At 67.6% G+C, this 24,676-nt stretch carries 20 protein-coding genes and 1 tRNA gene; 6 read left to right on the top strand and 15 right to left on the bottom strand.

Going from position 1 to position 24,676, the window contains the following annotated elements; all coding sequences use genetic code 11:
• Positions 1 to 201: 201 nt before the first annotated feature.
• On the bottom strand, positions 202 to 2,358 hold the full coding sequence (locus tag RSP45_RS06870; protein ID WP_415393752.1) for a YjbH domain-containing protein: 2,157 nt from the start codon (positions 2,356 to 2,358) through the stop codon (positions 202 to 204).
• 30 nt (positions 2,359 to 2,388) lie between these two features.
• On the opposite strand from RSP45_RS06870, the gene RSP45_RS06865 reads away from it, so the two are divergent.
• The gene (locus tag RSP45_RS06865) at positions 2,389 to 2,787 is read left to right on the top strand and encodes a hypothetical protein (protein ID WP_415393751.1); all 399 of its coding nucleotides are present in this window, start codon (positions 2,389 to 2,391) and stop codon (positions 2,785 to 2,787) included.
• Between the two features lie 162 nt (positions 2,788 to 2,949).
• On the opposite strand, the gene RSP45_RS06860 is transcribed toward RSP45_RS06865, so the two are convergent.
• The 3 genes from RSP45_RS06860 to RSP45_RS06850 are packed head-to-tail and all read right to left on the bottom strand — an operon-like array spanning position 2,950 to position 6,243.
• A complete protein-coding gene (locus tag RSP45_RS06860; RefSeq protein WP_415393750.1) occupies positions 2,950 to 4,374 on the bottom strand; it encodes a DUF5681 domain-containing protein in 1,425 nt (474 codons plus the stop codon).
• Positions 4,371 to 5,735 (bottom strand): site-specific DNA-methyltransferase, encoded by a 1,365-nt coding sequence (locus tag RSP45_RS06855; protein ID WP_415393749.1) that lies wholly within the window; start codon positions 5,733 to 5,735, stop codon positions 4,371 to 4,373. Before RSP45_RS06855 ends, RSP45_RS06860 begins: the two co-directional genes overlap by 4 nt.
• Complete coding sequence (locus RSP45_RS06850) at positions 5,710 to 6,243, bottom strand: hypothetical protein (RefSeq protein ID WP_415393748.1); 534 nt, start codon at positions 6,241 to 6,243, stop codon at positions 5,710 to 5,712. The genes RSP45_RS06855 and RSP45_RS06850 overlap by 26 nt, the downstream gene beginning before the upstream one ends.
• A gap of 305 nt (positions 6,244 to 6,548) precedes the next feature.
• On the opposite strand from RSP45_RS06850, the gene RSP45_RS06845 reads away from it, so the two are divergent.
• Both RSP45_RS06845 and RSP45_RS06840 read left to right on the top strand, forming a co-directional pair.
• A complete protein-coding gene (locus RSP45_RS06845) occupies positions 6,549 to 7,136 on the top strand; it encodes a DUF2924 domain-containing protein (RefSeq protein WP_415393747.1) in 588 nt (195 codons plus the stop codon).
• Positions 7,133 to 8,806 (top strand): recombinase family protein, encoded by a 1,674-nt coding sequence (locus RSP45_RS06840; protein WP_415393746.1) that lies wholly within the window; start codon positions 7,133 to 7,135, stop codon positions 8,804 to 8,806. Before RSP45_RS06845 ends, RSP45_RS06840 begins: the two co-directional genes overlap by 4 nt.
• Positions 8,807 to 9,199: 393 nt before the next feature.
• Here RSP45_RS06840 and RSP45_RS06835 read toward each other — a convergent pair.
• A tRNA-Gln gene (locus RSP45_RS06835) sits at positions 9,200 to 9,274 on the bottom strand.
• Between the two features lie 121 nt (positions 9,275 to 9,395).
• Between RSP45_RS06835 and RSP45_RS06830 the strand changes: the two genes are divergently transcribed.
• Positions 9,396 to 10,598, top strand: a complete 1,203-nt coding sequence (locus RSP45_RS06830; protein ID WP_415393745.1) for an NAD(P)/FAD-dependent oxidoreductase — start codon at positions 9,396 to 9,398, stop codon at positions 10,596 to 10,598.
• 88 nt (positions 10,599 to 10,686) lie between these two features.
• On the opposite strand, the gene kdsA is transcribed toward RSP45_RS06830, so the two are convergent.
• The 3 genes from kdsA to RSP45_RS06815 are packed head-to-tail and all read right to left on the bottom strand — an operon-like array spanning position 10,687 to position 14,010.
• Complete coding sequence (gene kdsA, locus RSP45_RS06825; RefSeq protein ID WP_415393744.1) at positions 10,687 to 11,541, bottom strand: 3-deoxy-8-phosphooctulonate synthase; 855 nt, start codon at positions 11,539 to 11,541, stop codon at positions 10,687 to 10,689.
• Positions 11,538 to 13,373, bottom strand: coding sequence for a capsule biosynthesis protein (locus RSP45_RS06820; protein ID WP_415393743.1), 1,836 nt, complete (start codon positions 13,371 to 13,373; stop codon positions 11,538 to 11,540). The genes kdsA and RSP45_RS06820 overlap by 4 nt, the downstream gene beginning before the upstream one ends.
• Positions 13,357 to 14,010 (bottom strand): ABC transporter ATP-binding protein, encoded by a 654-nt coding sequence (locus RSP45_RS06815; protein ID WP_073060658.1) that lies wholly within the window; start codon positions 14,008 to 14,010, stop codon positions 13,357 to 13,359. The genes RSP45_RS06820 and RSP45_RS06815 overlap by 17 nt, the downstream gene beginning before the upstream one ends.
• A gap of 175 nt (positions 14,011 to 14,185) precedes the next feature.
• On the opposite strand from RSP45_RS06815, the gene RSP45_RS06810 reads away from it, so the two are divergent.
• Both RSP45_RS06810 and RSP45_RS06805 read left to right on the top strand, forming a co-directional pair.
• Entirely contained in the window at positions 14,186 to 14,824 is a 639-nt protein-coding gene (locus RSP45_RS06810) for a uracil-DNA glycosylase family protein (RefSeq protein WP_415393742.1), read from the top strand.
• A complete protein-coding gene (locus tag RSP45_RS06805) occupies positions 14,821 to 15,624 on the top strand; it encodes an SseB family protein (RefSeq protein ID WP_415393741.1) in 804 nt (267 codons plus the stop codon). Before RSP45_RS06810 ends, RSP45_RS06805 begins: the two co-directional genes overlap by 4 nt.
• A 490-nt stretch (positions 15,625 to 16,114) precedes the next feature.
• On the opposite strand, the gene RSP45_RS06800 is transcribed toward RSP45_RS06805, so the two are convergent.
• From RSP45_RS06800 to RSP45_RS06770, 7 genes are all read right to left on the bottom strand, one after another.
• The gene (locus RSP45_RS06800) at positions 16,115 to 17,035 is read right to left on the bottom strand and encodes a 2-hydroxyacid dehydrogenase (protein WP_415393740.1); all 921 of its coding nucleotides are present in this window, start codon (positions 17,033 to 17,035) and stop codon (positions 16,115 to 16,117) included.
• Positions 17,035 to 18,177, bottom strand: coding sequence for a rod shape-determining protein RodA (gene rodA, locus RSP45_RS06795; protein WP_303730982.1), 1,143 nt, complete (start codon positions 18,175 to 18,177; stop codon positions 17,035 to 17,037). The genes RSP45_RS06800 and rodA overlap by 1 nt, the downstream gene beginning before the upstream one ends.
• Positions 18,178 to 18,223: 46 nt before the next feature.
• Entirely contained in the window at positions 18,224 to 20,170 is a 1,947-nt protein-coding gene (gene mrdA / locus RSP45_RS06790; RefSeq protein ID WP_415393739.1) for a penicillin-binding protein 2, read from the bottom strand.
• A gap of 38 nt (positions 20,171 to 20,208) precedes the next feature.
• Positions 20,209 to 20,754 (bottom strand): hypothetical protein, encoded by a 546-nt coding sequence (locus RSP45_RS06785; protein ID WP_073060640.1) that lies wholly within the window; start codon positions 20,752 to 20,754, stop codon positions 20,209 to 20,211.
• Between the two features lie 3 nt (positions 20,755 to 20,757).
• On the bottom strand, positions 20,758 to 21,678 hold the full coding sequence (gene mreC / locus RSP45_RS06780; protein ID WP_415393738.1) for a rod shape-determining protein MreC: 921 nt from the start codon (positions 21,676 to 21,678) through the stop codon (positions 20,758 to 20,760).
• Between the two features lie 10 nt (positions 21,679 to 21,688).
• On the bottom strand, positions 21,689 to 22,723 hold the full coding sequence (locus RSP45_RS06775) for a rod shape-determining protein (RefSeq protein ID WP_073060635.1): 1,035 nt from the start codon (positions 22,721 to 22,723) through the stop codon (positions 21,689 to 21,691).
• Positions 22,724 to 22,944: 221 nt separating this feature from the next.
• Positions 22,945 to 24,546, bottom strand: coding sequence for a 2-isopropylmalate synthase (locus tag RSP45_RS06770; RefSeq protein WP_415393737.1), 1,602 nt, complete (start codon positions 24,544 to 24,546; stop codon positions 22,945 to 22,947).
• Positions 24,547 to 24,676 lie beyond the last annotated feature (130 nt).

Genomic DNA, 24,676 nt, shown 5'->3' with positions numbered 1-24,676 from the left:
TCACGTCCTGAAAAATTGGAAAGGGCCCGTCTTCAGACTGGTCCTCTCTTTTTTGACGCACTCGAAACTTCCTGCACCCGGCCGCCCGTGAGCCGGCGCTCTGGTCAGCTTGGGGCTCCGCCAGCGCGGTGATTCGCTGAACATTAGCGCTGGCGCCGCCGGGCCTCGACGGCTCAGGCCGCCGCTGGTCGAATTGACCGCTCAGCGCCAGAACCTTCCCCAGCCACTGTAGAGATTGGTGGAGTGGCTGTCGCGGACGACATCATACAGCCGCCCGTCGACCCGGAGCTTGCGGCCGCCATCGCGGTTGAGCGACTGGACGGTGCCTCCGACCGTGCGCTTGGAGGGCGTGCCCAGGGCCCAGGCCATCGGGATGCGGACCGAGATTCCCTTGTCGAAGGATCCCTCGCCGTATTCCTCGGAACTCAAGTCGGTCTTGGTGGCCCATGCTCCGACTTTCCAGCCATTGGCGAATTCGCGGGTCAGGGTGACCGTGGCGCCATCGTCCCCGGCGAGATAACGGCCGATGTCGAGCTGGCCGACGAAACCTCCTCCGAACTCGTAATAGGCGGAAACATGGCCGGTGGTGACCTCATAGTCGAGGAACTCGAAGGCGTTTTCGTAGTCGCGCTTGCGGACCCGGTTGATCTCGGCCCCCAGTGCCAGGCGCGAGTTCACCGGCTTCCACAGGATCTCGGTCGAAATCCCGCCATACATGTTTTCCAGAAGCCCGACCGTGACGCGGCTATAGAGGGTTTCGGTCGGCTTGGCGTTCCAGTTGATGGTGAGCTGGGGAATGCGCGGCTTGTCGTTGCCCGAATACATCCGGCCGTCCGAACGGACGCGATAGACCCCGTTGTTGCCTGCCGCGATCTCGTCGTCGGACAACTCCAGATAATCTGCCACGGACAGACCGCCGGGCGCCTCCTGCTCTGCATTGCCGAAGGCTCTCTGCCTGACGGTGCCATTCAATGTCAGGCCGGGCAGCAGCTCATAGCTGGCGCTGAGCTCGGCCCCGACCTCGTAGCGGATGGGCTCCTCGGGGTCCCAAAGCCCGGTGGACAGATATGGCCCCAGCGTCCACCGGAAGCGTGGCGTGACACCGGGGCTTTGCACCAGCCCGGCGGCCCGCGGATCGGCGTCGCTCAGCACCGCGACATTGGCGATATGGCTGACCTCGGTATTCTCCAGCCGCTCGACATCGGAACGTCGGAAGGTCAACGAAGACGTCGGCATTCCTTCCTCGACCGAAGTCACGACCAGTGTCTCGACCGAGGGGGGCATGGCGCGGGTCATCAGCCGCACGGTGCGGCCGATTGCTTCTGCCTGCTGCATGTAGCGGTGGTTGCGGATGCGGACCTCTGCCCGGTTCGCGGTCAACGCCATGGATTCCAGCCTCTGGCCTTCCTTGGCAAGTGCATCGCCAAGCGCCTTCTGGATCGCCGGTTGCGCCGTCGGATCGGCGGCCCAGGTGCCGGCCCAGCCGTCGGGGTCGGCGGAAACCGCCGGGCGGGGACGGACTGGCGCCGGGCCCTTTTCGAATCCGGAAGGGTAGGGACCCCGCCGCGGGTTCAGCGACATGCTGGCTTGAACGCCGACCTGCTTGCCGCCCAACAGATGAGCCCCGATCTGGTAATTCGGACCGGCCTGATAGCTGAAGCCCAGGTTGATGTTGCTGGACAGCTCCTTATTGTCGCTGCGCCAGGAAGGGCGGGGGCATTTCTCTGCATTTCCGGTTTCGCAGGCATAGTCATCGCCCGAATATTCCGCCAACAGCGTCAGCTTGTCGGTTGCCAGCCACTGGATGTTGACGAATGGCGCCGTTTCCCCTCGGAACCACTGGTCGGGATGCAACGTCCCGCCCTGGTCTCCCGCTTCACGTCCGTCCCGGTCGCCGAATGGCGATCCGATGCCGCCGTCGTTGGCCATGCGGCCCCAGCCCAGACCTCCCGAGACACGCAGGCGGGGGGTAATGATCTTGGTTGCGACGATATATTCCGCCGCGTAGAATCCGGTTCCAATGGCATCCTGAAGTCCCAGCGCAACGGCGGGGCGCCAGCCAGTCGGATCCTCTTCCATCAGCTGCAGCCGGAAGTCGAACGAGCGGTCGCGAATATATCCCAGACCTCCGTCGGTATCGAACTTGCCGTAGCGCAGAATGGCGGTGACCCGGGGCAGGACCTGAAAGCTGAGCCCCACGGCGTTGCCCAGATCGGAATAGCTCAGCGATGCGCCCAAGACGCCATCCGGCATCATCTCGGCCGAGGGCGTATCGATCGCACCCGGCAACCCGTAGCGGTTGATGACAGAGCCGGTCGTGGGATCAGCCAGACCGGGACTGGCCGGAAGCAGTGCCATTGCTACAGGCAGTGCAACAGCCAGGAATCGATGCATCATGAGTTCGCACTCGACACTGTGGGCGCGGTTTGGGGCTACATGTATCGGTGCGAGAACATTTCTCACTATTCGCTCCTTGGCAGCTGGAGCCATGCGGGCGAAACCTCTCGTCATGACAGCTACTTCAGTTTTCAAAGCCGGATCCTTCCTCGCATGGTCAAACTGGCCTTCACAAGGCTGGTGTGGCCCCCTGAAGACTGCTTCAAGTGGATTTCCCTAGAGCGCCGCCAGACAGAGGTCCCGGCATTGGGGAGCAAGTATCAGAAATACCTCCTTTCTCCGAAAGATGCGGCCGCGGCCGAACTGGTAACCAGCAGGCCGGCCTCTCTGCAGGCGGAATATTGCTACTTCACGAGTGTGCTTAAAATGCCACATTTTTTGACGCCCTGAAGGCATTCTGCACCAAATTCCGCAGCGGTACAGATCGGCCAAAGACGGGTGCACCGCCGAAACTCCCAAAGCTCGTCAGGATGCAGGCTGGCAGCAGCATGTCCTATTCAAGCCGCCAACAGGCAAAAATCGTTTGTAACGCTCTGGGGTACCTTGCGCTGCTTACCGCTCATACACGAACATTCTGAACGAGGGCGATCTGTGGAACATGTCGACGAAGGTTTCGGTGGAGATAGCGACGGAGGTAACGTCGGATTCGGCGATCCCGTCGGCATTGTATTCTTCCACCTCGAGGGTGCTGCCTACGGCAAGGACGCTGGGCGCGCCGGACCCAAGGAGGAAGGCCTGGATCGTTCTGCCATCCTCCGGCGGACGCTGAACCCGGATCTGGCCGGACAGGATGAAAAAAATCCGATGGACCGCATCGCCAGGCGCAAACACGCGTTCTCCGGCCGGGGTGGTGACGATTGTGCTCGCAGCCTCGAGACAGGCCCGGTCGTCCGGCGGCAAACCACGCAGCAGCGAGAAATGGTCGATCCATGATGGTTCGATCGCCGACACAGCCTCGCCGTGGTCCGAAGGCCTGGTGGCTTGATGCGCCGAAGACACCTCCACCCCGGCGCCACTCAGCCGAGTTTGCTGCCGTTCGAAGGCCTCCTGCGCGGCCGGTTTGCCCGGGCGCCGTAACGGCGGCATACCCGACTTGCGCCAGCGCTCCTGTGTGGCGATGGCATCGTGGTAGTTTTCTCCGCGACGCAGCGCTTGCAGTTGCTTCCCGCTCAGCCTCCGCCTGATGTCCGCGGGTGGCTCCGGCCACCGACCTTCCTGAAGGCGCTGTTCCAGCTCCTGTTGCTCGAAGCCGTCATCGGTCACCTGCCAGGCCTCGATCGAGAACACGGACATCAGCTTCATAGCGTAGAACATCACGAAGTATTCGTGTTCTCGGATGGCGTTAATCAGGTAGGCGCGCTCGTCCGTGTGCCGTAGACGAAGCCGGGCAAGCTTCTTCCGCGCCTGCTCCAGCTCCCACCTGAAACACCCGAATGCTCCCCACATCCGTTCCCACTCGACCTTCTGCTGAAGATCTGCGGGGCCGCGGATGACCATTCGCGCGGTGGCGCGGTCCATGACGATGTGATCCGGATCCGGAACCAGGTCTTCGTCGATCCCGCGTTCAATGTTGCGCCGGCGACGTGCGAGCTGATGTTCTTTAAGTGCCCTCAGCGCGCGATCACGAGCGTCTAGTTCCGCTGCATCCCTCGCGTCGATCTCACGCTGCAGTTTGATCAGCTGCTCCTGTGCCCGAACATTGCCCTTCATCGCCTGTACGCTCAGAGAGCGGGCAGCGGCTTCAAGGATCGACAAGGTTTCGGGCCCATCCACCCCTCGGATCTCGACGGTGCGCGCGAGCTCCCGTTTCAGGACGTCGTCGATCTTGCCGCCGGTGATCTTCAGCTTGTTCTTCGCCCCCTTGGGGCGCCCGGCGGGGTTGCCGGACTTTCCCTTGCGGAACTGGCCCCACTTCGGGGGCCGCCCATAGCCGACCGCGTAGGCGTTTCCGTCTGACTGAGAGGGTGATCCGGTCATCCCAGCATCCTTCGGATCGCGACTTCGTCCAGGGGCGGCGTTTCGGCGCCAGGCGGATCGTCGTTAATGGGCGCCACATCGGTGGCTTGTACCGCCATCCCGGCTTTGCTTGGGCGCTCGACCAGCACCGCCTCGTCCTTTGCCCAAACCTCGTAGCGGGCGAGGATGATATCGCAGTAGAGCGGGTCGATCTCGCAGAGCCGGGCTCGGCGACCGGTCTTTTCGGCGGCGATCAGTGTCGAGCCAGATCCGCCGAACAGATCGAGGACGATCTCGCCGCGCGCGGATACATCTCGGATCGCGTCGGCGATCATCTGCACCGGCTTGACGGTCGGATGTAGCTTCAGTTCTTCGAAGCTGGCACCGCGGTATTCCCAGACATTCGTCCGGTAGCGTCCATGCTGGCCAAGCTCGAAGCTGTTGGTGTGGGGCGCTGTCCCCAGCTTCCAGGCAAAGATCAACTCGTGGCGGGAACGGTAGAAAGTCCCCATGCCGCCCCTGTCCTTGACCCAAGCGATCAGGTTCTTGAGTTCGCTGTAGATGCCCTCGGCCGCCGCCATCACCTCGGCGATGTGGCGCCAGTCCATGCAAACGAAGTGGATCGAGCCATTGAGCGCATGGGCTGATAAGTTCTCGAACGCACTGCGGAGGAATGCGGTGAACTCGCCCACCGACATCTCACCGGACGCCATCGCGAACTCGCGGTGCTTCAGGTTACCCGAACCGCCGACGTGTCCGTCGACCGGGACGTTATACGGCGGGTCGGTGAAGACCATCCGGGCAGTCTCGCCCGCCATCAACCGGTCGACCGTGGCGCGGTCGAGGCTGTCCCCGCAGATCAGCCGGTGGGAGCCGAGCTGCCAGATATCCCCAAGCTGCCCTCGGGCAGGCGCATTGGCGGGAATGACATCGTCCCGCGGGTCTCGGTCATCCTCTGGCTTGTCGATCGAAAGCAGGCTGTCGACCTCGGCGATGTCAAAGCCGGTGATGCCCAGATCGAAGCCGGCGTCGATGCTGGCCAGCGCCGCCAGCTCTTCGGCCAGCAGTCCCTCGTCCCAAGTGGCGTTGAGGGCAAGCTTGTTGTCGGCGAGGACATAGGCGCGCTTTTGCGCCTCGGTCATGTGCTCGATCCGCACGCAAGGCACAGTGTTCATCCCGATCAGCTTCGCCGCCTCGACGCGGCCGTGGCCGGCGAGGATGGTGTGGGCCTCGTCGATCAGCACCGGGTTGGTAAAGCCGAACTCGCGGATGCTGTCGGCGATCTGGCGCAGCTGCTTCTTCGAGTGCTTGCGGGCATTCTTGGCCCAGGGCCTCAGGTCCGCTGGCGCAATCTGGTCAATTTGGGGCAGTTTCGTGGTCATCGACCAGCCCTCCTTCACAGTTCCAAGCCTCGACGGCGCGCTGGTCGAGGAGCCGCGCGCACAAAAACAGCAGGTCTCCCGTCGATTGCCCCGTCACTCGGACCGGTCCCTCCGACCGCGATCCCCGTGTCTGATCGCCCCTCGCGCCCGCCGACGGCCCCCTGTGTTCGACGCAGTCTTGCGTGAGGCGGGCAAGCGAATCGGACAGACGGTAGGTTGCCCCCGCCACCAGGTCCGCACGAAGCTCGTTTAGAATGTTATCCCAGGAGTGCCGGACCTCCGCCTGTTTTGTGATCCGGTCGACATCGGCGATCACGAGGTTGACGCATTGCCGAACCCGGGCAGTGGCAGAACCTGCCGCCTTTGCAAGCAGGGAATTCCCGATCTCGCGCCATCTGGCCCTGAGGCGCGCGAGATCCTTGTCGAGGGTCACGTCGTGATCGCGCAGAAAGGCGGTGAGGTTGGCCGCATCCTGGCAGACCAGAGCATCGGCCGCTTGCCTGAGCAACGCTTCGTCAGCGGCCCGGAACGGAGCGGTGCCCCGCGGACGGCCGGGACGCCGCTTCAACAACGTGTGGGTTGTGCCTCGCGTAACCATAGATGCTGTGTAGCGCGGATAGGTGGCTCGGGCTACGAATTAATGTTCGTGTTCAAAGATTATCCTGGGCCTGCCGGTGCGTCTTGGTCCGGCATAGGAAGACTTCCAGCTGGACTTCGCGCGCCGGTGGAGCGTGAGTGTTGCCGAGCCCGACCGCGCGTCGGGCTTGCGGGAGTAGCAGGCGGCAAGGAAGCCAGCGCAATCTGGGGCAGTCTATGGCAACGATATCCAGAACCCGTTCAGCAGCACATCGTGGTCGACTTGCAGCGGCCGCGCCCCCAGCATCCGCCGCCCTTTCCATTCCGGACGTCCTCGTTCTTGACCGTGCGGACCTCGTTGCTATCTGGGCCCAGCTGCATGGGGCACCGCCGCCGCGATCGATCAGCCAGCCCCTGCTGCGCCGGATCCTTGCTTTCGACCTACAGCTTACGGCCGCGGGCGGCTGGCCAGATGGACTGGAGGCGCGACTGGCAAAGGTGAGCACGAACGGCGCACGTGCCAAGGCTGCTGAGCCTGGCGCGGGCGGTCGATTCCTGCGCGAGTGGAACGGGACCACCCATGTCGTCGATATCACCGAGAGCGGCTATCAGTGGAACGGCCGGACCTGGCGGTCGCTGTCGGTGATCGCCCGTGAGATCACCGGTGCCCACTGGTCGGGACCGCGGTTCTTCGGGCTGAAGGACGACGGCAAGGTCGACAAGAAACAAGCTAGGCGAGAGGGCAGGAATAGATCATCGGCCTCGGTCCCGACGAAGTCGGCCGTGCAGCCCAAAACAGCGCGCCGCAAGGCGGTGCGGCAATGACCTCAACCGTCCGATGCGCGATCTACACCCGCAAGTCGAGCGAGGAGGGGCTGGAACAGGGCTTCAACACACTCGACGCCCAGTACGAAGCCTGCGCCGCCTATGTGGCCAGCCAGAAGCACGAGGGCTGGAAGCTGGTAAAAGACCGCTATGACGATGGCGGCTTTTCGGGCGGCAACACCGACCGCCCGGCCCTGCAGCGGCTGCTGGCCGAAGTGGACGCCGGGCAGGTGTCGATGATCGTGGTCTACAAGATCGACCGCCTGACCCGCTCGCTCGCTGACTTCGCCCGCATGGTCGAGCGACTGGAGGCCAAGGGATGCTCCTTCGTCTCGGTCACCCAAGCGTTCAACACCTCGACCTCGATGGGCCGCCTGACGCTGAACGTTCTGCTCAGCTTTGCTCAGTTCGAACGTGAGGTCGCGGGAGAGCGGATCCGCGACAAGATCGCAGCGTCGAAGAAGCGGGGCCTGTGGATGGGCGGTACCTTGCCGCTGGGCTATGATCGCCACCCCGATCCGCGTGAGCAGGTGCTGGTGGTCAACGAGATCGAATCGGCAACTATCCGGCTGATCTTCGATCTCTACGAGCAGACCGGATGTCTGAGGGCACTGACTGAGGAGGTGCAACGCCGCGACCTGCGTTCCAAGTCCCGGAAGGGCCGGGACGGTCGCGAGATCGGCAACCGTCCGTTCGGCCGGGGGCAGCTTCACTACTTGCTGACGAATCCAGTCTACCGTGGCCGCACCCGGCATGGCGGGACCGATCATGAGGGTCGCCACCCTGCGATCATAGATAACGATCAATGGCAGCGGGTGCAGCAAATGCTGCAGCAAAAGGCGGGCAGGGGACGGGGCGATCCGAACGCCGAGACCGAAGCTGCTTCGCTCACCGGAAAGCTGATAGACGAGACCGGCGACCGGCTTACCCCGACACACACTACAAAGGGGTCCCAGCGGTATCGCTACTATGTCTCCAACCGCATGATCTCGGGTCCGCCCGATCCGCAAGGCTGGCGGCTGCCTGCGGCTACCTTGGAGCTGCAGATCGCCGGCGCATTGCGCGGGCACCTGGCGCGGGCCTTGGATGGCCACCACCTTCTGGCCACACCCGACCTGTCACGACACGACCAGCTGAGGAGCAAGCTGGAGGACCTGGTCGCGCCCGATGCGCCCAACGATATCGGGCGCCAACGCAAGCTCCTCGACCTCGTCGAGCATGGCACCATCGGGCGCGAGACGACCACGCTTCAGTTCGACCCGCACCGCCTCGCCGCCATCCTCGGCGTCTCGCCAGCCGAGATTGCCTCCTCCGTACTGACCGTCACGGCTCCGATCTCGATCCGGCGACGCGGGGTCGAGGCGAGGTTGGTGATCGGCGAGCGTCCCCGCCAGCCGGATGCGAAGTTGGTCGCCGCTTTAGCCCGGGCACACCGCTGGTTGCAGGCGATTCGGTCCGGTCGCGACATTGCCAGTCTCGCCAAGGCCGACGGAATCGCAGAAGGCACCCTGCGCGTGCACCTGCAGCTGGCCCTGCTCGCGCCTGCGATCCAACAGGTGATCCTCGATGGCACCCAGCCCGAAGGCCTCACCCTGCATCGTTTGACCCGGCCCGAGATGCCGGCCGATTGGCAGGCGCAGTGTCGGCGCATCGGGATCAACCCAGCCTGAGCTGCTTCAACTTTCCCTGTTCCTGAAGACCATCTTCCCTGTTCGGGATTTCCTCATTCCCTGTTCGGCACGGTCAAACTCCCTGTTCCTGCGAGTAGGGATTTGGGCAACCAGGCGGCAGGAAACCCCGCAAAACATGGGGGATGGCAGCGGCTGACCGGTGTGGGACACGGACTCGCGTACATATTCCCTGTAAATTCCCTGTAAACGAGCCAAAACAGGGAAACTGCTCCCGAAACCGCACGACAAAAAACGCCCACTGAGACGCGGGCGCAAGAATCGCGAAAACAGGAGCGAGAAGTCAGTCTCAGATACGGTCCGAGCACCGCAAACAACCGAAAAGGCGGGATTATCCGCGGTCCGTCAGAGTGAGGTGAATGTGAGGAAAACGACTGGCTGGGGCGGTAGGATTCGAACCTACGGTGCGCGGTACCAAAAACCGGTGCCTTACCACTTGGCTACGCCCCAGCAGTGCGGCGCTATCTAGCCAAGGGGCCGGGGGGGTGCAAGAGGGTTCGGGCAAAAACTTGTGCGATCGCGGCGGTGGGGTTAACGCGCATCCGGCAGGCGCAAGGAACGGGGCAAGGGCATGGAGCGGGCGGATGTGGTCATCCTCGGCGCGGGGGGCGCCGGGCTGTTCTGTGCGGGCAGCCTGGCCGGTCGCGGGCTGCGGGTGGTGGTGCTGGACCATGCGCGCGCGCCGGGGGAAAAGATCCGCATCTCGGGCGGGGGTCGGTGCAATTTTACCAATCTCGGCACTACGCACGAAACCTTCCTGTCGCAGATGCCGCGGTTCTGCGCCTCGGCGCTGGCCGGGTTCCGGCCAGAGGATTTCGTGGCCCTGGTCGACCGCGCCGGCATCGCCTGGCACGAAAAGACGCAAGGGCAGCTGTTCTGCGACGGGCGGGCCACCCAGATCGTGCAGATGCTGGTCGACCGCATGGGCGGGGTAGAGCTGCGACTGGGGGTGGCAGTCACAGGGGTGACGCCGGGCGCAGAGGGGCTGCGGGTGGATACCTCGGCGGGGCCGCTGCTGGCCGCGCATGTGGTGGTGGCGACCGGGGGCAAGTCGATCCCCAAGATGGGCGCGACCGGCATCGGCTATGACATCGCCCGCGCCACCGGCCACCGCGTGACCGACACAAGGCCGGGGCTGGTGCCGCTGACCTTCGCCGAACAGGACCTCGGCCTGTCCGCGCCGCTGTCGGGGATCGGGATCGAGGCGCGGGCCGCGCTGCCCAAGGCGCCCGGCCGCCGTGCCATCGCGTTTCAGGACCGGCTGCTCTTCACCCACCGCGGCCTCTCGGGCCCGGTGATCCTGCAGATTTCCAGCTACTGGCAGCCGGGGGAGCCGCTGGCGCTGGACCTCGCCCCCGGCCATGACATCGCCGCGCTGCTGAAACAGGCGCGGGCCGAGGGCGGGCGGGCGCAGACCGCCACGCTGCTGGCGCGCCTGCTGCCGGACCGGCTCGCCGCCGCCATCGTGGCGGAACTGGGCATGACCGGCGCGCCGCTGGCCGCGCAGTCCGACGCGCGGCTGGAGACGCTTTCCCGTCGCGTCCACGACTGGCGCATCCGCCCCGTCGGGACCGAGGGCTACCGCACCGCCGAGGTCACCGTCGGCGGCGTCGACTGCCGCGATCTCGATGCGCGCAGCCTTCGCTCGCGCCACGTGCCGGGGCTGTATTTCGTGGGCGAGGTGGTGGACGTGACCGGCTGGCTTGGCGGCTATAACTTCCAATGGGCCTGGGCCTCGGGCCACGCCGCCGCGCAGGCGATCCTGGCCAGCTAGGCCCGCTGCTTCTTTCTGGCCAAAATACCCTGGGGGGGGGGCGGCCCGCGGCCGGCGGGGGGCAACGCCCCCCTTGCACCACGCCAGACTACACCCGCAGCGGGTCCGCCTTGGCCAGCGCGTCGAACCGCATCAGGCTGGCGATCAGCGCCGGCATCTGGTCCAGCGGCACCATGTTGGGCCCGTCCGAGGGCGCGCGGTCGGGGGCCTCATGCGTCTCGATGAAGACGCCGGCGATGCCCAGCGACACCGCGGCCCGCGCCATCACCGGCGCGAACTCGCGCTGCCCGCCCGATGATCCGCCCTGTCCGCCCGGCTGCTGCACCGAATGGGTGGCGTCCATGATCACCGGCCAGCCGGTCCGCGCCATGATCGGCAGCGACCGCATGTCCGCCACCAGCGTGTTGTAGCCGAAGCTGACCCCGCGTTCGGTCAGCAGGATGCGGTCGCTGCCGGTCGAGGCCACCTTGTCGGCCACGTTTGCCATGTCCCAGGGGGCCAGGAACTGCCCCTTCTTGATGTTCACCACAGCGCCGGAACGTCCCGCCGCCAGCAGCAGGTCGGTCTGCCGCGACAGGAAGGCGGGGATCTGGATGATGTCCACCACCTCGGCCGCGCGCAGCGCCTGCGCTTCGTCATGCACATCGGTCAGCACCGGGCAGCCGATGCGCTCGCGCACCGTTGCCAGCATCGCCAGCCCCTCGTCGATGCCGATGCCGCGGCGGCCGGACAGAGAGGTGCGGTTGGCCTTGTCGTAGCTGGCCTTGAACACGAACCCTGCGCCGGCCTCGGCGCAGGCGCGCGCCAGCGGTTCCGCGATCGACAGCGCGTGGTCCAGGGTTTCCAGCTGGCAGGGTCCCGCGATCACCACCAGCGGCAGGTCGTTGCCAAAGGTCACGTTGCCCACGGCGACGCGGGCCTGCGCCACTTGCGCGGCGGTCACGACGACACCTGTTCGCGCAGGATCGAAACGGTCAGCGACAGCATCAGATATACTCCCCCAAAGATCAGAAAGGCGACCAGCGTGTTCTGGAACGCCTTGGGATAGGTGGCCTCGTCCGGCGGGACCGGAGGCATCGAGAGCGACAGATAGCGCACCTGCTTGTTGGCTTCGACCCTTGCCGCCTCCATCTGCTGGGCGGCGCTGGCCAGCAGCTGCTGGCGGGTCGCCAGGTCGCTTTCGGCGATGCGCAGCTGCCCGGTGATCGCGGCCAGCGAGCCGCGGGCGGTGGAATCGGTGGTCAGCTGGGCGCGGGTCTCGGCGATCATCTGTTCCAGGCGGCTGATATCGCCCTGAACGCCCAAGACCCGGCTCTGGTTCGGGCGCAGGTTCGATTGCAGCTGCCCCAGCTCCAGCCGCTTGTCGGCCAGCTGCGATTCCAGCGCGCTGATCCGCCCCATCACCGCGCCGCTTTCCGCCGCCGGGTCCAGCACGCCCAGCTGCTCCTGCAGCTCCTGGATGCGGGCCTGCGATTCCAGCACCTTGCGTTCGGCGTCGGCGTAATTCTTCATCGCGCCCTTCATCTGGTCGTCGCGCAGCCGCGCGCTCATCTGGTCGACCTGCCCCTCGGCATAGGAAATCAGCGCCAGCGAGAACTGTTCCGACAGCGCCGGGTCGGGGGCGATCACCTCCATGTTGATGACGCCCTCGGTCGGGTCGTAGCCGATCTTGACCGAGCGTTCATAAAGCCCGTAGGCCTGTTCGTTCGTCGCATCCGGGGGCAGGCGCAGCAGCGCATCCACCGCCGGGTCCTGAAAGGCGCGGGTAAACCCCAGGTCGTTGTCCAGCCGCAGCATCGCCGCGCGCGAGGTCAGGTAGCTTTGCACCGACACGCTGTCGGGGTTGGTGGCCATGGGCGAGGCGCTCAGCAGCCCGCCGCCCTCGCCGGAAAACCCGCCGTCGGCCTGCTGGATCAGGAACTGCGAATGGGTGGCGTAAAGCGGCGTTGCCTGGGTGTGGTAATACCAGCCCGCGATCAGCGTCGGCAGCCCGACAAAGAACGCCAGCCGCAGCAGCAGGAACCCCAGCCGCTTGCGCCGCCGCCGGGCGATGTCGCGCTGGATGCGATAGATTTCGGCGGCGCGGCGTTCCTCGGTCAGCGCCTCGCGCGAGGGCAGGCCGGGGTGGCCATCGCCGGGGGCGGGCAGGGGCTCGATCTCGCGCCGGCGGGTGCGGGCGGGCAGGCCGGGGCCGGGCACCGGCACCGGCGCCTGGGGCGAGGGCGCGGCCCCCGCCCTGTCGCCCGCCTCGGACAGGATGCGCCCCAGCGCGCTGCGGTGGAACGGGTCGATGCCGCGCTGGCGCAGCCGCAGCACTGCCTCGTATTCGGACGCGGCCTCGATCTGGTGCATGGCGGCGATGCGCATGGCCATGCGCAGCTGGCGCGAGGTCAGGTTCTCGGCCCGGATCGCGGCCAGCGCCTGGGCCTGTGCGTCGGCGGTGCCGGGCGAGTCCAGCGGCACCCCCTCTGCCTCGGCCTGTGCCGGGCCGCGGTCGGCATTGGCAGGGTCGGGCAGGGCGTCGGGATCTGCGGCCACGGCAGGCTCGGCCCCCGGAAAGCGGCGGTCGCCGAAACCGTCGTCGGCCGCGTCAAAGGGCCCGGTGGCTGCGGCGGCGCCCCGGCGCAGCTCGACCCGGACCGCGGGCTGCGGCGCGGCGGCTTCGGCCGCGGTTTCGGGCGCGGTGGCACCGCCCCATGCGGCGCTGCGCGCGGCGGCGACGGGGGATTCGGAGGCGCTCAGGTGAAAGCGGCGGACCTTAGGAGGTGTAATCATAATACTGCTTCGCCTCATCCAGGCTGTCGAACATGTAAAGCCGCCCGTCGCGCAACACGCCCGCGCGACGGCAAAAACGTTCCAGGGTGGCCGGCTGGTGCGACACCACCACCACGGTCGAGGTCTTCAGCCGGTCGTAAAGCACGCTGCCGGCCTTGCGGTTGAACTCGACATCCGTGGTCGAGGGCATCCCTTCGTCGATCAGGTAGATGTCGAACTCCAGCGCCAGCAGCAGCGCGAAGGTCAGCCGCGAGCGCATCCCCGAGCTGTAGACCCCGACCGGCTGGTCGAAATATTCGTCGATGTCGCACAGCCAGCGGCAGAAGGCCGACACGTAATCCGGGTCCAGCCCGTAGATGCGCGCGATGTAGCGCGAGTTCTCGTTCCCCGACAGCCGCGGGATCACCCCGCCCATGAAGCCCAGCGGAAAGGACACCCGGCAGGTGGCGCGGATATGGCCCTCGTCGGGCTTTTCCAGCCCGCACATCATGTTGATGATGGTGGTCTTGCCGGTGCCGTTCGGGGCCAGGATGCCCAGGGATTCCCCAAGCTCGACCCGGAAGGACGCTTGGTCGAGGATGACCTTGCGCTGGGTGCCGGTCCAGAAGGACTTCGAGACATTGTCGAATTCCAGCATGGTCGCAGTGGGTATCCCGCGTAAGCCCGCAATCGGCAAGGGTTCGTGCGGACGACAGATCGCCCGCGTTGCGGCGCCGAACATAGGCGCCGACCGCGGTTCTGTCCATTGCGCCGCGACGTATCCAGAGAATGCAATCTGTTATGGCGAACCCGGCGTAACTATGTGAGGGGGCATGAGCGACGATTCCCAGCGATTTCCCGCCCGCCCTGGCGCCGATCCGGCCGCCGGACTGCCCGAGCTGCCGGTCGCGGCCGAGTTGCGCGCCTGCCGCCTTTGCGCCCAGCGTTTCGCCGCCACCGCGACCGCCCACGAACCCCGCCCGGTGGTGTGGTTCGACCGCGGCGCGCGGGTGCTGGTCGCCAGCCAGGCGCCGGGGATGCGGGTGCACCAGTCGGGGCGGCCGTTCACCGACGCCTCGGGGCAACGGCTGCGCGAATGGATGGGGGTGGACGAGGCGACGTTTTACGACCGCTCGCGGGTGGCGATCGTGCCGATGGGGTTCTGCTTTCCCGGCTATGATGCCAAGGGTGCCGACCTGCCGCCGCCGCCGATCTGCGCCCGGACCTGGCGGGCGCGGATCATGCACGATCTCGACCCGCAGGTGACGCTGCTGATCGGCGGCCACGCGATCCGCTGGCATCTGGGGCTGCGCGACGTGACCGCGGCGGTGGCGGGCTGGCGCGACCATGCGCCCCGGGTGTTCCCCTTGCCACATCCCTCGTGGCGCAATACCGCTTGGCTGAAACGCAACCCGTGGTTTCAGGCCGAGCTGGTCCCGGAACTGCGCAAGACGCTTGCCGAGGTGCTGTGACTCCGCCCGATCCCGCCCCCGACTCAGACCGCACCGAGCTTGACCGGCTCTGCGCCGCGGTGCCGTTCCACGACGCCGACCCCGTGCAGCGCGCGGCGGTGCTGCGGCGGCTGGCCGACACCGAACTGCATGTCGCCCTGTCGGCGGACCCGGTGGACGACCGCGCCGATCTGCGCATGTTCGAACTGCCGGGGGGAGAGGTCGCGCTGGCCTCGGACGACGCGGCGGCGCTGGCGGGGTTCCTGGGCGGGCCGGTCGCGCATCTGTCGCTGCCCGGGCGGGTGCTCGCGCGCGAACTGGCGCAGGCCGGGCGCGGGCTGCTGGTCAACCCCGGCCGCCCCTCCGAGATGCTGCTGGACGCCGCCGCGCTGTCGTGGCTGATCGCCGCGCTGGCCGAGGCGCCCCCGGCCGCCGAGGTAATCCCGCGCGGCCTCTCCGCCCCCTCGCCGCAAGCCGTCGCGGTGCTGGCCGAGCCGCTGGCCACGCGGCTTTCCGACATGGCCGGCATGGTCGCGGGCGCGGCACTGGTGGCGGTGGAATGGCAGGACGGTCGGCAGGGCCACCTGATCGCCGTGATGGGGGCCGCCCCCGAGGCCGCCGGCGCCGACGCCAGCCGCCGCGCCATCGCCAAGGCCCTGTCCGAGCTGGTGGCCTTCCTCCCCCCGCTCGAAGGCGGCGTCGACATCACCTTCCAGCCGCTGCCGCTACCCCCCGGCGCCGTGCGGATCGAGGCCACCGCCCCACCCCCTCCGCCCCCCGCCAAGCCCCGCGACCCGGACGCCCCGCCCCGACTGCGCTGAACCTCTCCCATCGGATGGGCTGTGCGGGTCCAACACCGGGTTGCGCGACGGCCATTCTGCCGGGACCGACGTGGTGCCTGCGTCTCGACCACCCCGTGGCGCGGCGGATATGGCCTCTCTCTGGAGAGCGGAGAGCCGGGAACTGCGGATATTCCTCGGCAACAGGACCCGCCAGGGCAATCCTGCCCGCTTCTTCCTTGCTCGAATATTCCGGGGCTAGTGAGCACCCGGAACAGGAGGCGGATCAGAGAACGGCTGGATGGTTCGGTGACTGTTTTCGGCGTACAAGGCTGCCGCAGCGGCCCGCAGCGCAAGGTAGCGCCCTCTGCAACGCCTCTCTCAGTCCCCTCGCGCGGTTGAGCAGATGCAGCAGCGGCCGTGGCCCAAGCGGTTGTTGTTCAGCTCGGCCAGCAGCGCGTCGTCGTCCAGCACCCTGCGGCCGGGGGTCAGCAGCAGCGCCCCGCCGCCTTGGGTAGCGCCGCCGCCTCTCTCAATACCCCCGCGCGCGATCCACCAGATGCAGCAGCGGCCGGCCGTCCATGGCGCGGCGCAGGTTTTCCGCGGCGATGGGGGCAGCTGAGGCGGGGCGGGTCTCGGCGGCGATATGCGGGGTCACGGTCACGCGCTGGTGGCGCCAGAACGGGTGCGCGGGCGGCAGCGGTTCGGTGCGGAACACGTCCAGCACCGCGTGGCCCAGGCGGTTGCTGTTCAGCTCGGCCAGCAGCGCGTCGTCGTCCAGCACCGTGCCGCGGCCCGGGTTCAGCAGCACCGCCCCGCGCGGCAGCAGCGCCAGCCGCCGCGCGTCCAGCAGCCCCCGGGTCTGCGGCGTGTCGGGCAGCAGCGAGATCAGCACCTCGGCCCGGGCCAACGCCTCGGGCAGCGCCGCGGCGCCCAGCACCCGCACCCCCGGCACCGGCTTGCCCGAGGCCGACCAGCCGGTCACGTCGAAGCCCACGCCGCGCAGCATCGCGGCCACGGCCCGGCCCAGCTCGCCCATGCCCAGGATGGTCACCTTGCGCGCGCAGGCCAGCGGCGGCACCACCGAGTTGCGCCAGATCCCGTCCTGCGGATAGCGGTCCATCCCCAGGTGAAAGCGCATGGTCCAGCCCAGGCACCATTCCGCCATCCCCTGCGCCAGCCCCGGATCGACCATCCGGCACAGCGGCTGGGTCAGCGTTGGGTTGCCGACGATCCGCTCGACCCCGGCCCACAGGCTCTGCACCAGCCGGGCGCGGGTAAAGGGGCTGAAATCCATCTCGCGCCCCGCGGCGGGATAGCCGGGCGCATAGATCACCGCGTCGAAATTGGCCGGGTCGCCGTCGCGGCACAGCTCCATCTCGGGGCAGGCGGCGCGCAGGGCGGGGGCCCAGCGGTCCCACAGGGCGGCAGGCGCGGCAAAGAACACCCGCATCAGCGCGGCCTGTTCACATGCGCGGATTGCACGATGCCGAACGCCATCAGCAGGATCATCAGCTGCGTCCCCCCATAGCTGACCAGCGGCAGCGGTGCGCCCACCACCGGCATCAGCCCCATCACCATCCCCATGTTCACCGCGAAATACAGGAAGAACGTCCCCGCGATGCCCAGCGTCAGCAAGCTGGCGAAACGGTCGCGGTTGGTCAACGCCGAATACAGGCAGAACGCCAGGATCAGCGTGTAAAGCGACAGCAGCGTGATCGAGCCGACAAAGCCGAACTCTTCGGCCAGCGAGGTGAAGATGAAGTCGGTGTGCTTCTCGGGCAGGAAGTTCAGCCGGCTTTGCGTGCCCTGCATGAAGCCGCGCCCCGACCAGCCGCCCGAGCCCAGGGCGATCTGCGCCTGGGTGATGTTGTAGCCCGCGCCCAGCGGGTCGCTGCCGGGGTCCAGAAAGGTGTCGATGCGCCGGTACTGATAGTCGTGGATCAGCTGCCAGTCGGTGCCGCGGCTTTTCAGCACCGCGAACACCAGCCCGGCCACGCCGCCGATCACCGCCGCGAAATACCACAGGCTGACGCCTGCCGCGAACATCATCAGCCCGCCGCCCGCCACCAGCATGACCGAGGTGCCCAGGTCGGGCTGCGCCAGCACCAGCCCGGTCGGGATCAGGATCAGCAGCACCGGGATCAGCACCCACAGCGGCCGCGACACCCGGTTCAGGTCCAGCCAGTCGTAATAGGCGGCCAGCACCAGCACCAGCGCGATCTTGGTGATTTCCGAGGGCTGCAGCTTGACCGGCCCCACGTCCAGCCAGCGCTGCGCCCCCATGGCGTGGTGGCCGAACACGTCCACCGCCACCAGCAGCAGCACGCAGACCACATAGGCCGCCACGGAAATCGAGCGCCAGAACCACACCGGCACGAAGGCCAGCGCGATCATCGCCACCATGCCGACGGCGAACCGCTCCATCTGCGGCTCGGCCCAGATCTCGGCCCGGCCGCCGGCGATGGAATACAGCATCAGGAAGCCGGTCGCCGCGACCGCGACCAGCAGGAACACCAGCGGCCAGCTGAGATACAGGATCTTGCGCCAGCCGGTCGGGGTCTGTTCGGATTTATAGTCGAGATAGCCGCTCATCGTCCTGCCCGTTCCGCACCTGCCCGGATGCCGCCGCCCGCCGCCCTCATGCCCGCGCTCGCCCGGTGGCCTGCGGGGCGGGGGGCGGGGTCAGGTTCATCCGCGCCCGCATCTCCTCGATGCCGTCGCGCTGCCCCGGCGGATAGGCATCCAGCGGCGGCAGCCCGCCGGCCAGCGCGAATAGCAGGATGTCGCGGCCGATGGGGGCGGCCACCGAGCCGCCGCCGCCGCCATGCTCGACCACCACCGACACCGCATAGCGCGGCGCGTCCACCGGCGCGTAGCAGACGAACAGCGCATGGTCGCGGCGATTCCACGGCAGCTGGTCGTTGCTGATCACCCCGCGGGCGCGTTCCGCCGCGGTGATGTTGCGCACCTGGCTGGTGCCGGTCTTGCCCGCCATGCGCCATTCCGGCGTCAGGATGCGCGAGCGCAGGGCGGTGCCGTGATTGCCGTTCATCACCGCATCCATCCCGGCGCGGGCGATGCGCAGATGCGCCTCGTTCAGGCCCAGCTCGGGGAACGCCGTCTCTGGCACCGCCACGCCGTTCACCGCCCGCACCAGCCGCGGCGCGATCTCGCGCCCGGTGGCCACCCGCGCGGTCATCACTGCCAGCTGCAGGGGCGAGGCCAGCACGTAGCCCTGCCCGATCGAGGCGTTGATGCTGTCGCCCACCTGCCATTCCTGGTCGTGGCGGGCGCGTTTCCAGGCGCGGTCGGGGGCGATGCCCTCGGCGATCGCCGACATCGGCAGGTCGTGGCGCACGCCGATGCCCAGCCGGCGGGCCATCTCGGCCATGCGGTCGGCGCCGATCTTCTGCGCCAGCTCATAATAATACACGTCGCAGGACCGCTCGAGACTGGCCACCGCGGTCACCGAGCCGTGGCCGCCCCGGCTCCAGCAGTGGAAGCGGCGGCCGGCGACGGTGATGTGGCCGGGACAGTAGAACCGCGTGCCGGCGTCGATCAGCCCGGAATCGAGCCCGGCCAGCAGCGGCACCATCTTGAAGGTCGAGCCGGGCGGATACACCCCCTGCACGGTCTTGTCGGCCAGCGGCCGGTGGTCGTGTTCCATCAGCGCGCGGTAATCCGGCCCGGAAATCCCCCGCACGAACAGGTTCGGATCGAAGGTCGGGGCCGAGGCGCTGGCCAGGATATCGCCGTTCTGCACGTCGATCACCACGGCGGCGGCGCTTTCCTCGCCCAGCCGCTGCACGGCAAAATTCTGCAATGCCGCGTCGATAGTGATCTGCACGGTGTCGCCCTGCTGGCCCTCGACCCGCTCGAGCTCGCGCATCTCGCGCCCGGCGCTGTTGACCTCGACCCGGCGGGTGCCGGCCTTGCCGCGCAGCCGTTCTTCCAGCCGCGCCTCGACCCCCAGCTTGCCCAGCTGGAACTCGGGCAGCATCAGCACCGGGTCGGGGTCCTCGATCCGCGACAGGTCATAGTCCGAGACCGGGCCGACATAGCCCAGCACATGGGCGAAATCGCCGCGGCGCGGATAGCTGCGCGACAGGCCCGATTCGGGGGTGACGCCGGGCAGCGCCGGCGCGTTCACCGCAATCGAGGCGAATTGTTCCCAGCTCAGCCGGTCGGCCACCACCACCGGGGTGATGGCGCTGCGCTTGCCGATCTCGGCCAGCACCGCCTCGACGGCGGTGTCGGTCATCGGGATCAGCTGGCGCAGGCGGGCCAGCACCAGTTCCGGGTCGCCGGCCTCTTCGCGGGTGATGGTGGCGCGATAGTTCGCCTCGTTCCCCGCCAGCAGCACGCCGTTGCGGTCGTGGATCAGCCCGCGCGCCGGCGGCAGCAGCCGCAGCTTGATCGAGTTGCCGTCCGAGAGCATGCGGAACTCGTCGGCGCGGTCCAGCTGCATGGTCTTGAGCCGCCAGCCCAGCGTCGCCACCACCGCCGCCTGAATGGCACCCAGCATCAGCGCGCGACGGTTGATCGCGCGGTTGCTGTCGGTGATGTCGCGGGCGGATTTCTTCATCGCGTCGGAGTTGCCGTTCGGGTTTCAGCGTGCGGGTTTCAGCGTTCTGGCCAGTTCAGTTCCAGGGGCGAGGGGCGGCGCAGCCCCAGCGGATGCAGCACCGCCACCACCAGCGGATAGGCGCCGACGGTGGCGATCAGGCGCAGGATATCCTGCCCCAGCGGCGGCAGCGGCGCCAGTGTCGGCGGGATCAGGAACAGCGTGCGCAGCGTCCGCTCGGCCAGCACCATCAGCGCCATCAGCGCCGCCGCGCGCAGCCACTCGACGATGAAGCCCTGTGTGCGGCCGCGATGGGCGCTGCGGCGCAGGGTCTCGGCCGCGACCACGGTGATCGCGGCGCCCAGCCCCGGCGGGCGAAACAGCAGGATATCGGCCAGCAGCGCCACCGCGCCGATGGTCGGTGCCGGCACCTGCGCCGGGCGGCGCACCACCCAGGCCAGCGTCATCGCGGTCAGCAGGTCGGGGCCGGGCACCCCGATCCGCCCCGGCGCCAGGGGCAGCAGCGCCGCGACGATCAGCGCCAGCGCCAGTGCCACATACAGCGACTGGCCGGCAAGCTGGCGCTGGCGGGCGGGGGACAGCACCGCTCACTCCGCCTGCGCGCTGGCGGCCGGATCGGCGGGTTGCGATGGCAGCACCGGGCCGATGAAGCCCGGCGGCGGCGGGCGGATCAGCAGCCCGCTGTCGGCGATCTGTTCGGCCGGGTGGCTGCGCAGCACGCGCAGGAACTCGAGCCGCCCGTAATCGGCCGCCAGCCGCACCCGCATCCGGCGGTCCGAGGTCTGCACCGCCTGCCCGACCAGCAGCCCCGGCGGGAACAGCCCGCCGTCGCCGGATGTGATCACACGGTCGCCGGGCCGCACGTTTTCCGGGCTTTCCATGAAATCCAGATAGGGCAGGGCGGTGTTGTCGCCGGTCAGCAGCGCCTTCTGCCCCGAGGGCTGGATCGTCACTGGCAGCCGCGACGACGGATCGGTCAGCAGCATCACCCGGCTGGTGGTCTCGCCCACGCCCGAGATGCGCCCGACCAGCCCCAGCCCGTCCATGGTGGCCCAGCCGTCCAGGATCCCGTCGCGCGCGCCGCGGTTCAGCAGCACCGACTGGCGGAACGCGGTGCCGCTGTCGGTCAGCACCACCCCCGAGACGCTGGTCAGCGCCGGGTCCAGCCGGACGTTGTTCTGCGCCAGCAGCTTGGCGTTTTCCTGTTCCAGCTGCACCGCGGCCTCTTTCCAGGCGCTCATCCGCTGCAATTCGCGGCGCAGCTCCTGGTTCTGGGCGTAAAGCCGCTGATAGGACTGAAACCCGGAAATCATCCGGCTGGCCGCGGTCACCGGCGCCATCGCCCAGTCCAGCGAGGGCACGAAACGGTCGACAAAGGCCGCGCGCATCCGTTCCGCCCGCGGGCTGTCGATGCGCCAGAACACGAACACCGCCAGCAGCGACAGCACCAGCAGCGCCACCAGCACCCGCCGGACCGGAGTCGCATAGTCGTAGCTGCGGCGCGCCATTCAGGCCGCCTCAGCTGTCGTAGTCGATGACGTGGCGCAGCTGTTTTTCGTATTCCAGCGCCTTGCCGGTGCCCAGGGCCACGCAGTTCATGGGCTGGTCGGCCAGGCTGATCATCAGCCCGGTCTGCTCGCGCAGCGCCAGGTCCATCTCGCCCAGCATGGCGCCGCCGCCCGACAGCATCACGCCGCGGTCCACGATGTCGGCGGCCAGGTCCGGGGGCGTCGCCTCCAGCGCGATCATCACCGCCTCGCAGATCTGCTGCACCGGCTCGGCCAGCGCCTCGGCGACCATGGCCTGGGTGATCTCGACCTCTTTCGGGACCCCGTTCAGCAGGTCGCGGCCGCGCACCTGCATGGTGGCGCCGCGGCCGTCGTCGGGCATCCGCGCGGTGCCGATCGAGGTCTTGACCCGTTCCGCCGTCTGGTCGCCGATCAGCAGGTTATGGTGGCGGCGCAGATAGTTGACGATGGCCTCGTCCATGCGGTCGCCGCCGACGCGGACGCTGCGGGCATAGACCACGTCGCCCAGCGACAGCACCGCGACCTCGGTGGTGCCGCCGCCGATGTCGACGACCATGCTGCCGGTCGGCTCGGTGATCGGCATCCCCGCGCCGATGGCGGCGGCGATGGGTTCGGCGATCAGCCCGGCCTTGCGGGCGCCCGCCGACAGCACCGATTGCCGGATCGCGCGCATTTCCACCGGGGTGGCGCCATGCGGCACGCAGACGATGACCTTCGGCTTGGAAAACGAGGTGCGCTTGAACACTTTCTTCATGAAGTGCTTGATCATCACCTCGGCGCTGTCGAAATCGGCGATGACCCCTTCGCGCATCGGGCGGATCGCCTCGATCGAGCCGGGGGTGCGGCCCAGCATCAGCTTGGCGTCCTCGCCCACGGCCAGCACCTGTTTCTTGCCGTCCTTGACGTGATAGGCCACGACCGAGGGCTCGTTCAGGATCACGCCCTTGCCCTTGACGTAGATCAGCGTGTTCGCGGTGCCCAGGTCGATCGCGATATCGGTCGAGAAAAGACCGAAGAATGCCATGTCAGATCCCTTCCGTGCCTGCCCGACACCGCTTGTGATTATGCCCGGCAGCCCTGCCGGCCGGGCCGATTGCGGCTGCGCCCCCATATAGGCCCGGCACCCCTTGGGGAAAAGCCGATTCTGCGGCCGCGGCACGGGGGGCAGGCCCGCGGACGGGCGATCTTTCGCCGATGGGCGGCAGGAAAAAAAGGGGCGCCACCGCGGGCGCCCCTTTCCGGTCCCTAGACCGTGTACATGCTGATCGCCTTGGTGTCGGTGTCCGGCGCGGTGCGTTCGCGGCGCACCTTCAGCCGGTTCAGTGCCCCGACATAGGCCTTGGCGCTGGCAAGGATCGTGTCCACGTCGGACGCCTGCCCGGTGGCGATGCGCCCGTCCTCTTCCATCCGCACGCTGACGGTGGCCTGCGCGTCGGTGCCTTCGGTCACGGCATGGACCTGATAGAGCTGCAGCGTGGCGTGATGCGGGAACATCGCATCGACCGCGTTGAAGGTCGCGTCCACCGGGCCGTCGCCCTGCCGCGTCTCGGTCTGTTCGGCGTCGCCCACCACCATGGTCAGCGTGGCCATCGCGGGTTCGCCCCCGCCGCAGACCACGCGCAGCTTTTTCACCTGCAGATAGTCGCTGTCGGTGTTGGCGGCGCTGTCCTGCATCAGCGCGACCAGATCGTCGTCGTAGATTTCCTTTTTCCGGTCGGCCAGTTCCTTGAACCGAACGAAGATATCCTTGAGCTGGTTGTCCCCCAGCTCATACCCCAGATCGCCCAGCTTGGCGCGCAGCGCGGCGCGGCCCGAATGCTTGCCCATGGCGATATTGGCCTCGTTCAGGCCGATGTCGGCGGGGCGCATGATCTCAAAGGTCTCGACGTTCTTCAGCACGCCGTCCTGATGGATGCCCGATTCGTGCAGAAAGGCGTTCTTGCCGACGATGGCCTTGTTGAACTGCACCGGGAAACCGGAAACTTGGCTGACCCGGCGGGAAATCCCCATGATCTTGCGGGTGTCGATGCCGGTGGTCCACGGCATGATGTCGTGGCGCACCTTCAGCGCCATCACCACCTCTTCCAGCGCGGCGTTGCCGGCGCGCTCGCCCAGCCCGTTGATGGTGCATTCGATCTGGCGGGCGCCCGCCTCGACCGCGGCAAGGCTGTTGGCCGTCGCCATGCCCAGATCGTTGTGGCAGTGCGTGGAAAACACCACCTTGTCGGCGCCCGGCACCCGCTCGATCAGCATCCGGATCAGCGCGGCCGATTCGCGGGGTGCGGTATAGCCCACGGTGTCGGGGATGTTGATGGTCGAGGCCCCGGCCTTGATGGCGATTTCCACCACGCGGCACAGATAATCATGTTCCGTCCGGGTCGCGTCCATCGCCGACCACTGCACGTTGTCGCACAGGTTGCGGGCGTGGGTCACGGTCTGGTGGATGCGGTCCGCCATCTGGTCCATGTCCAGATTCGGGATCGCCCGGTGCAGCGGCGAGGTGCCGATAAAGGTGTGGATGCGCGGGCGGCGGGCGTGTTTCACCGCCTCCCAGCAGCGGTCGATGTCGGGGATCTGGGCGCGGGCAAGGCCGCAGATCACCGCGCTCTGCGCCTGTTTGGCGATCTCGGACACGGCGGCAAAGTCGCCCTCGGATGCGATGGGGAACCCGGCCTCGATCACGTCCACGCCCATCTCGTCCAGCATCTGGGCGATTTCCAGCTTTTCGGCATGGGACATGGTGGCGCCGGGGGATTGTTCCCCGTCGCGCAGGGTGGTGTCGAAGATCAGCACCCGGTCGGAATCGCGGGCTTGGGTGGTGGCGGCGGTTGCGCTGGCAGGGGTCATGTCGCGTCTCTTGAATACTGTCGCTTCTGGGAATGGCCGGGCGCTGTGCCAAACTGAGCGGCGGCCCGGCGGACCCGCTCAGCGCAGCGTAAGAAGCAGCAGACCGCGGAGATTCACGACAGCGCGCGCG

The sequence above is a fragment of the Paracoccus sp. SJTW-4 genome, from assembly GCF_047716885.1.
In the GTDB taxonomy this organism is placed as follows: domain Bacteria; phylum Pseudomonadota; class Alphaproteobacteria; order Rhodobacterales; family Rhodobacteraceae; genus Paracoccus; species Paracoccus solventivorans.
Note: the sequence above shows the minus strand (reverse complement) of the source record. Positions and strands in the feature narration are given on the sequence as shown.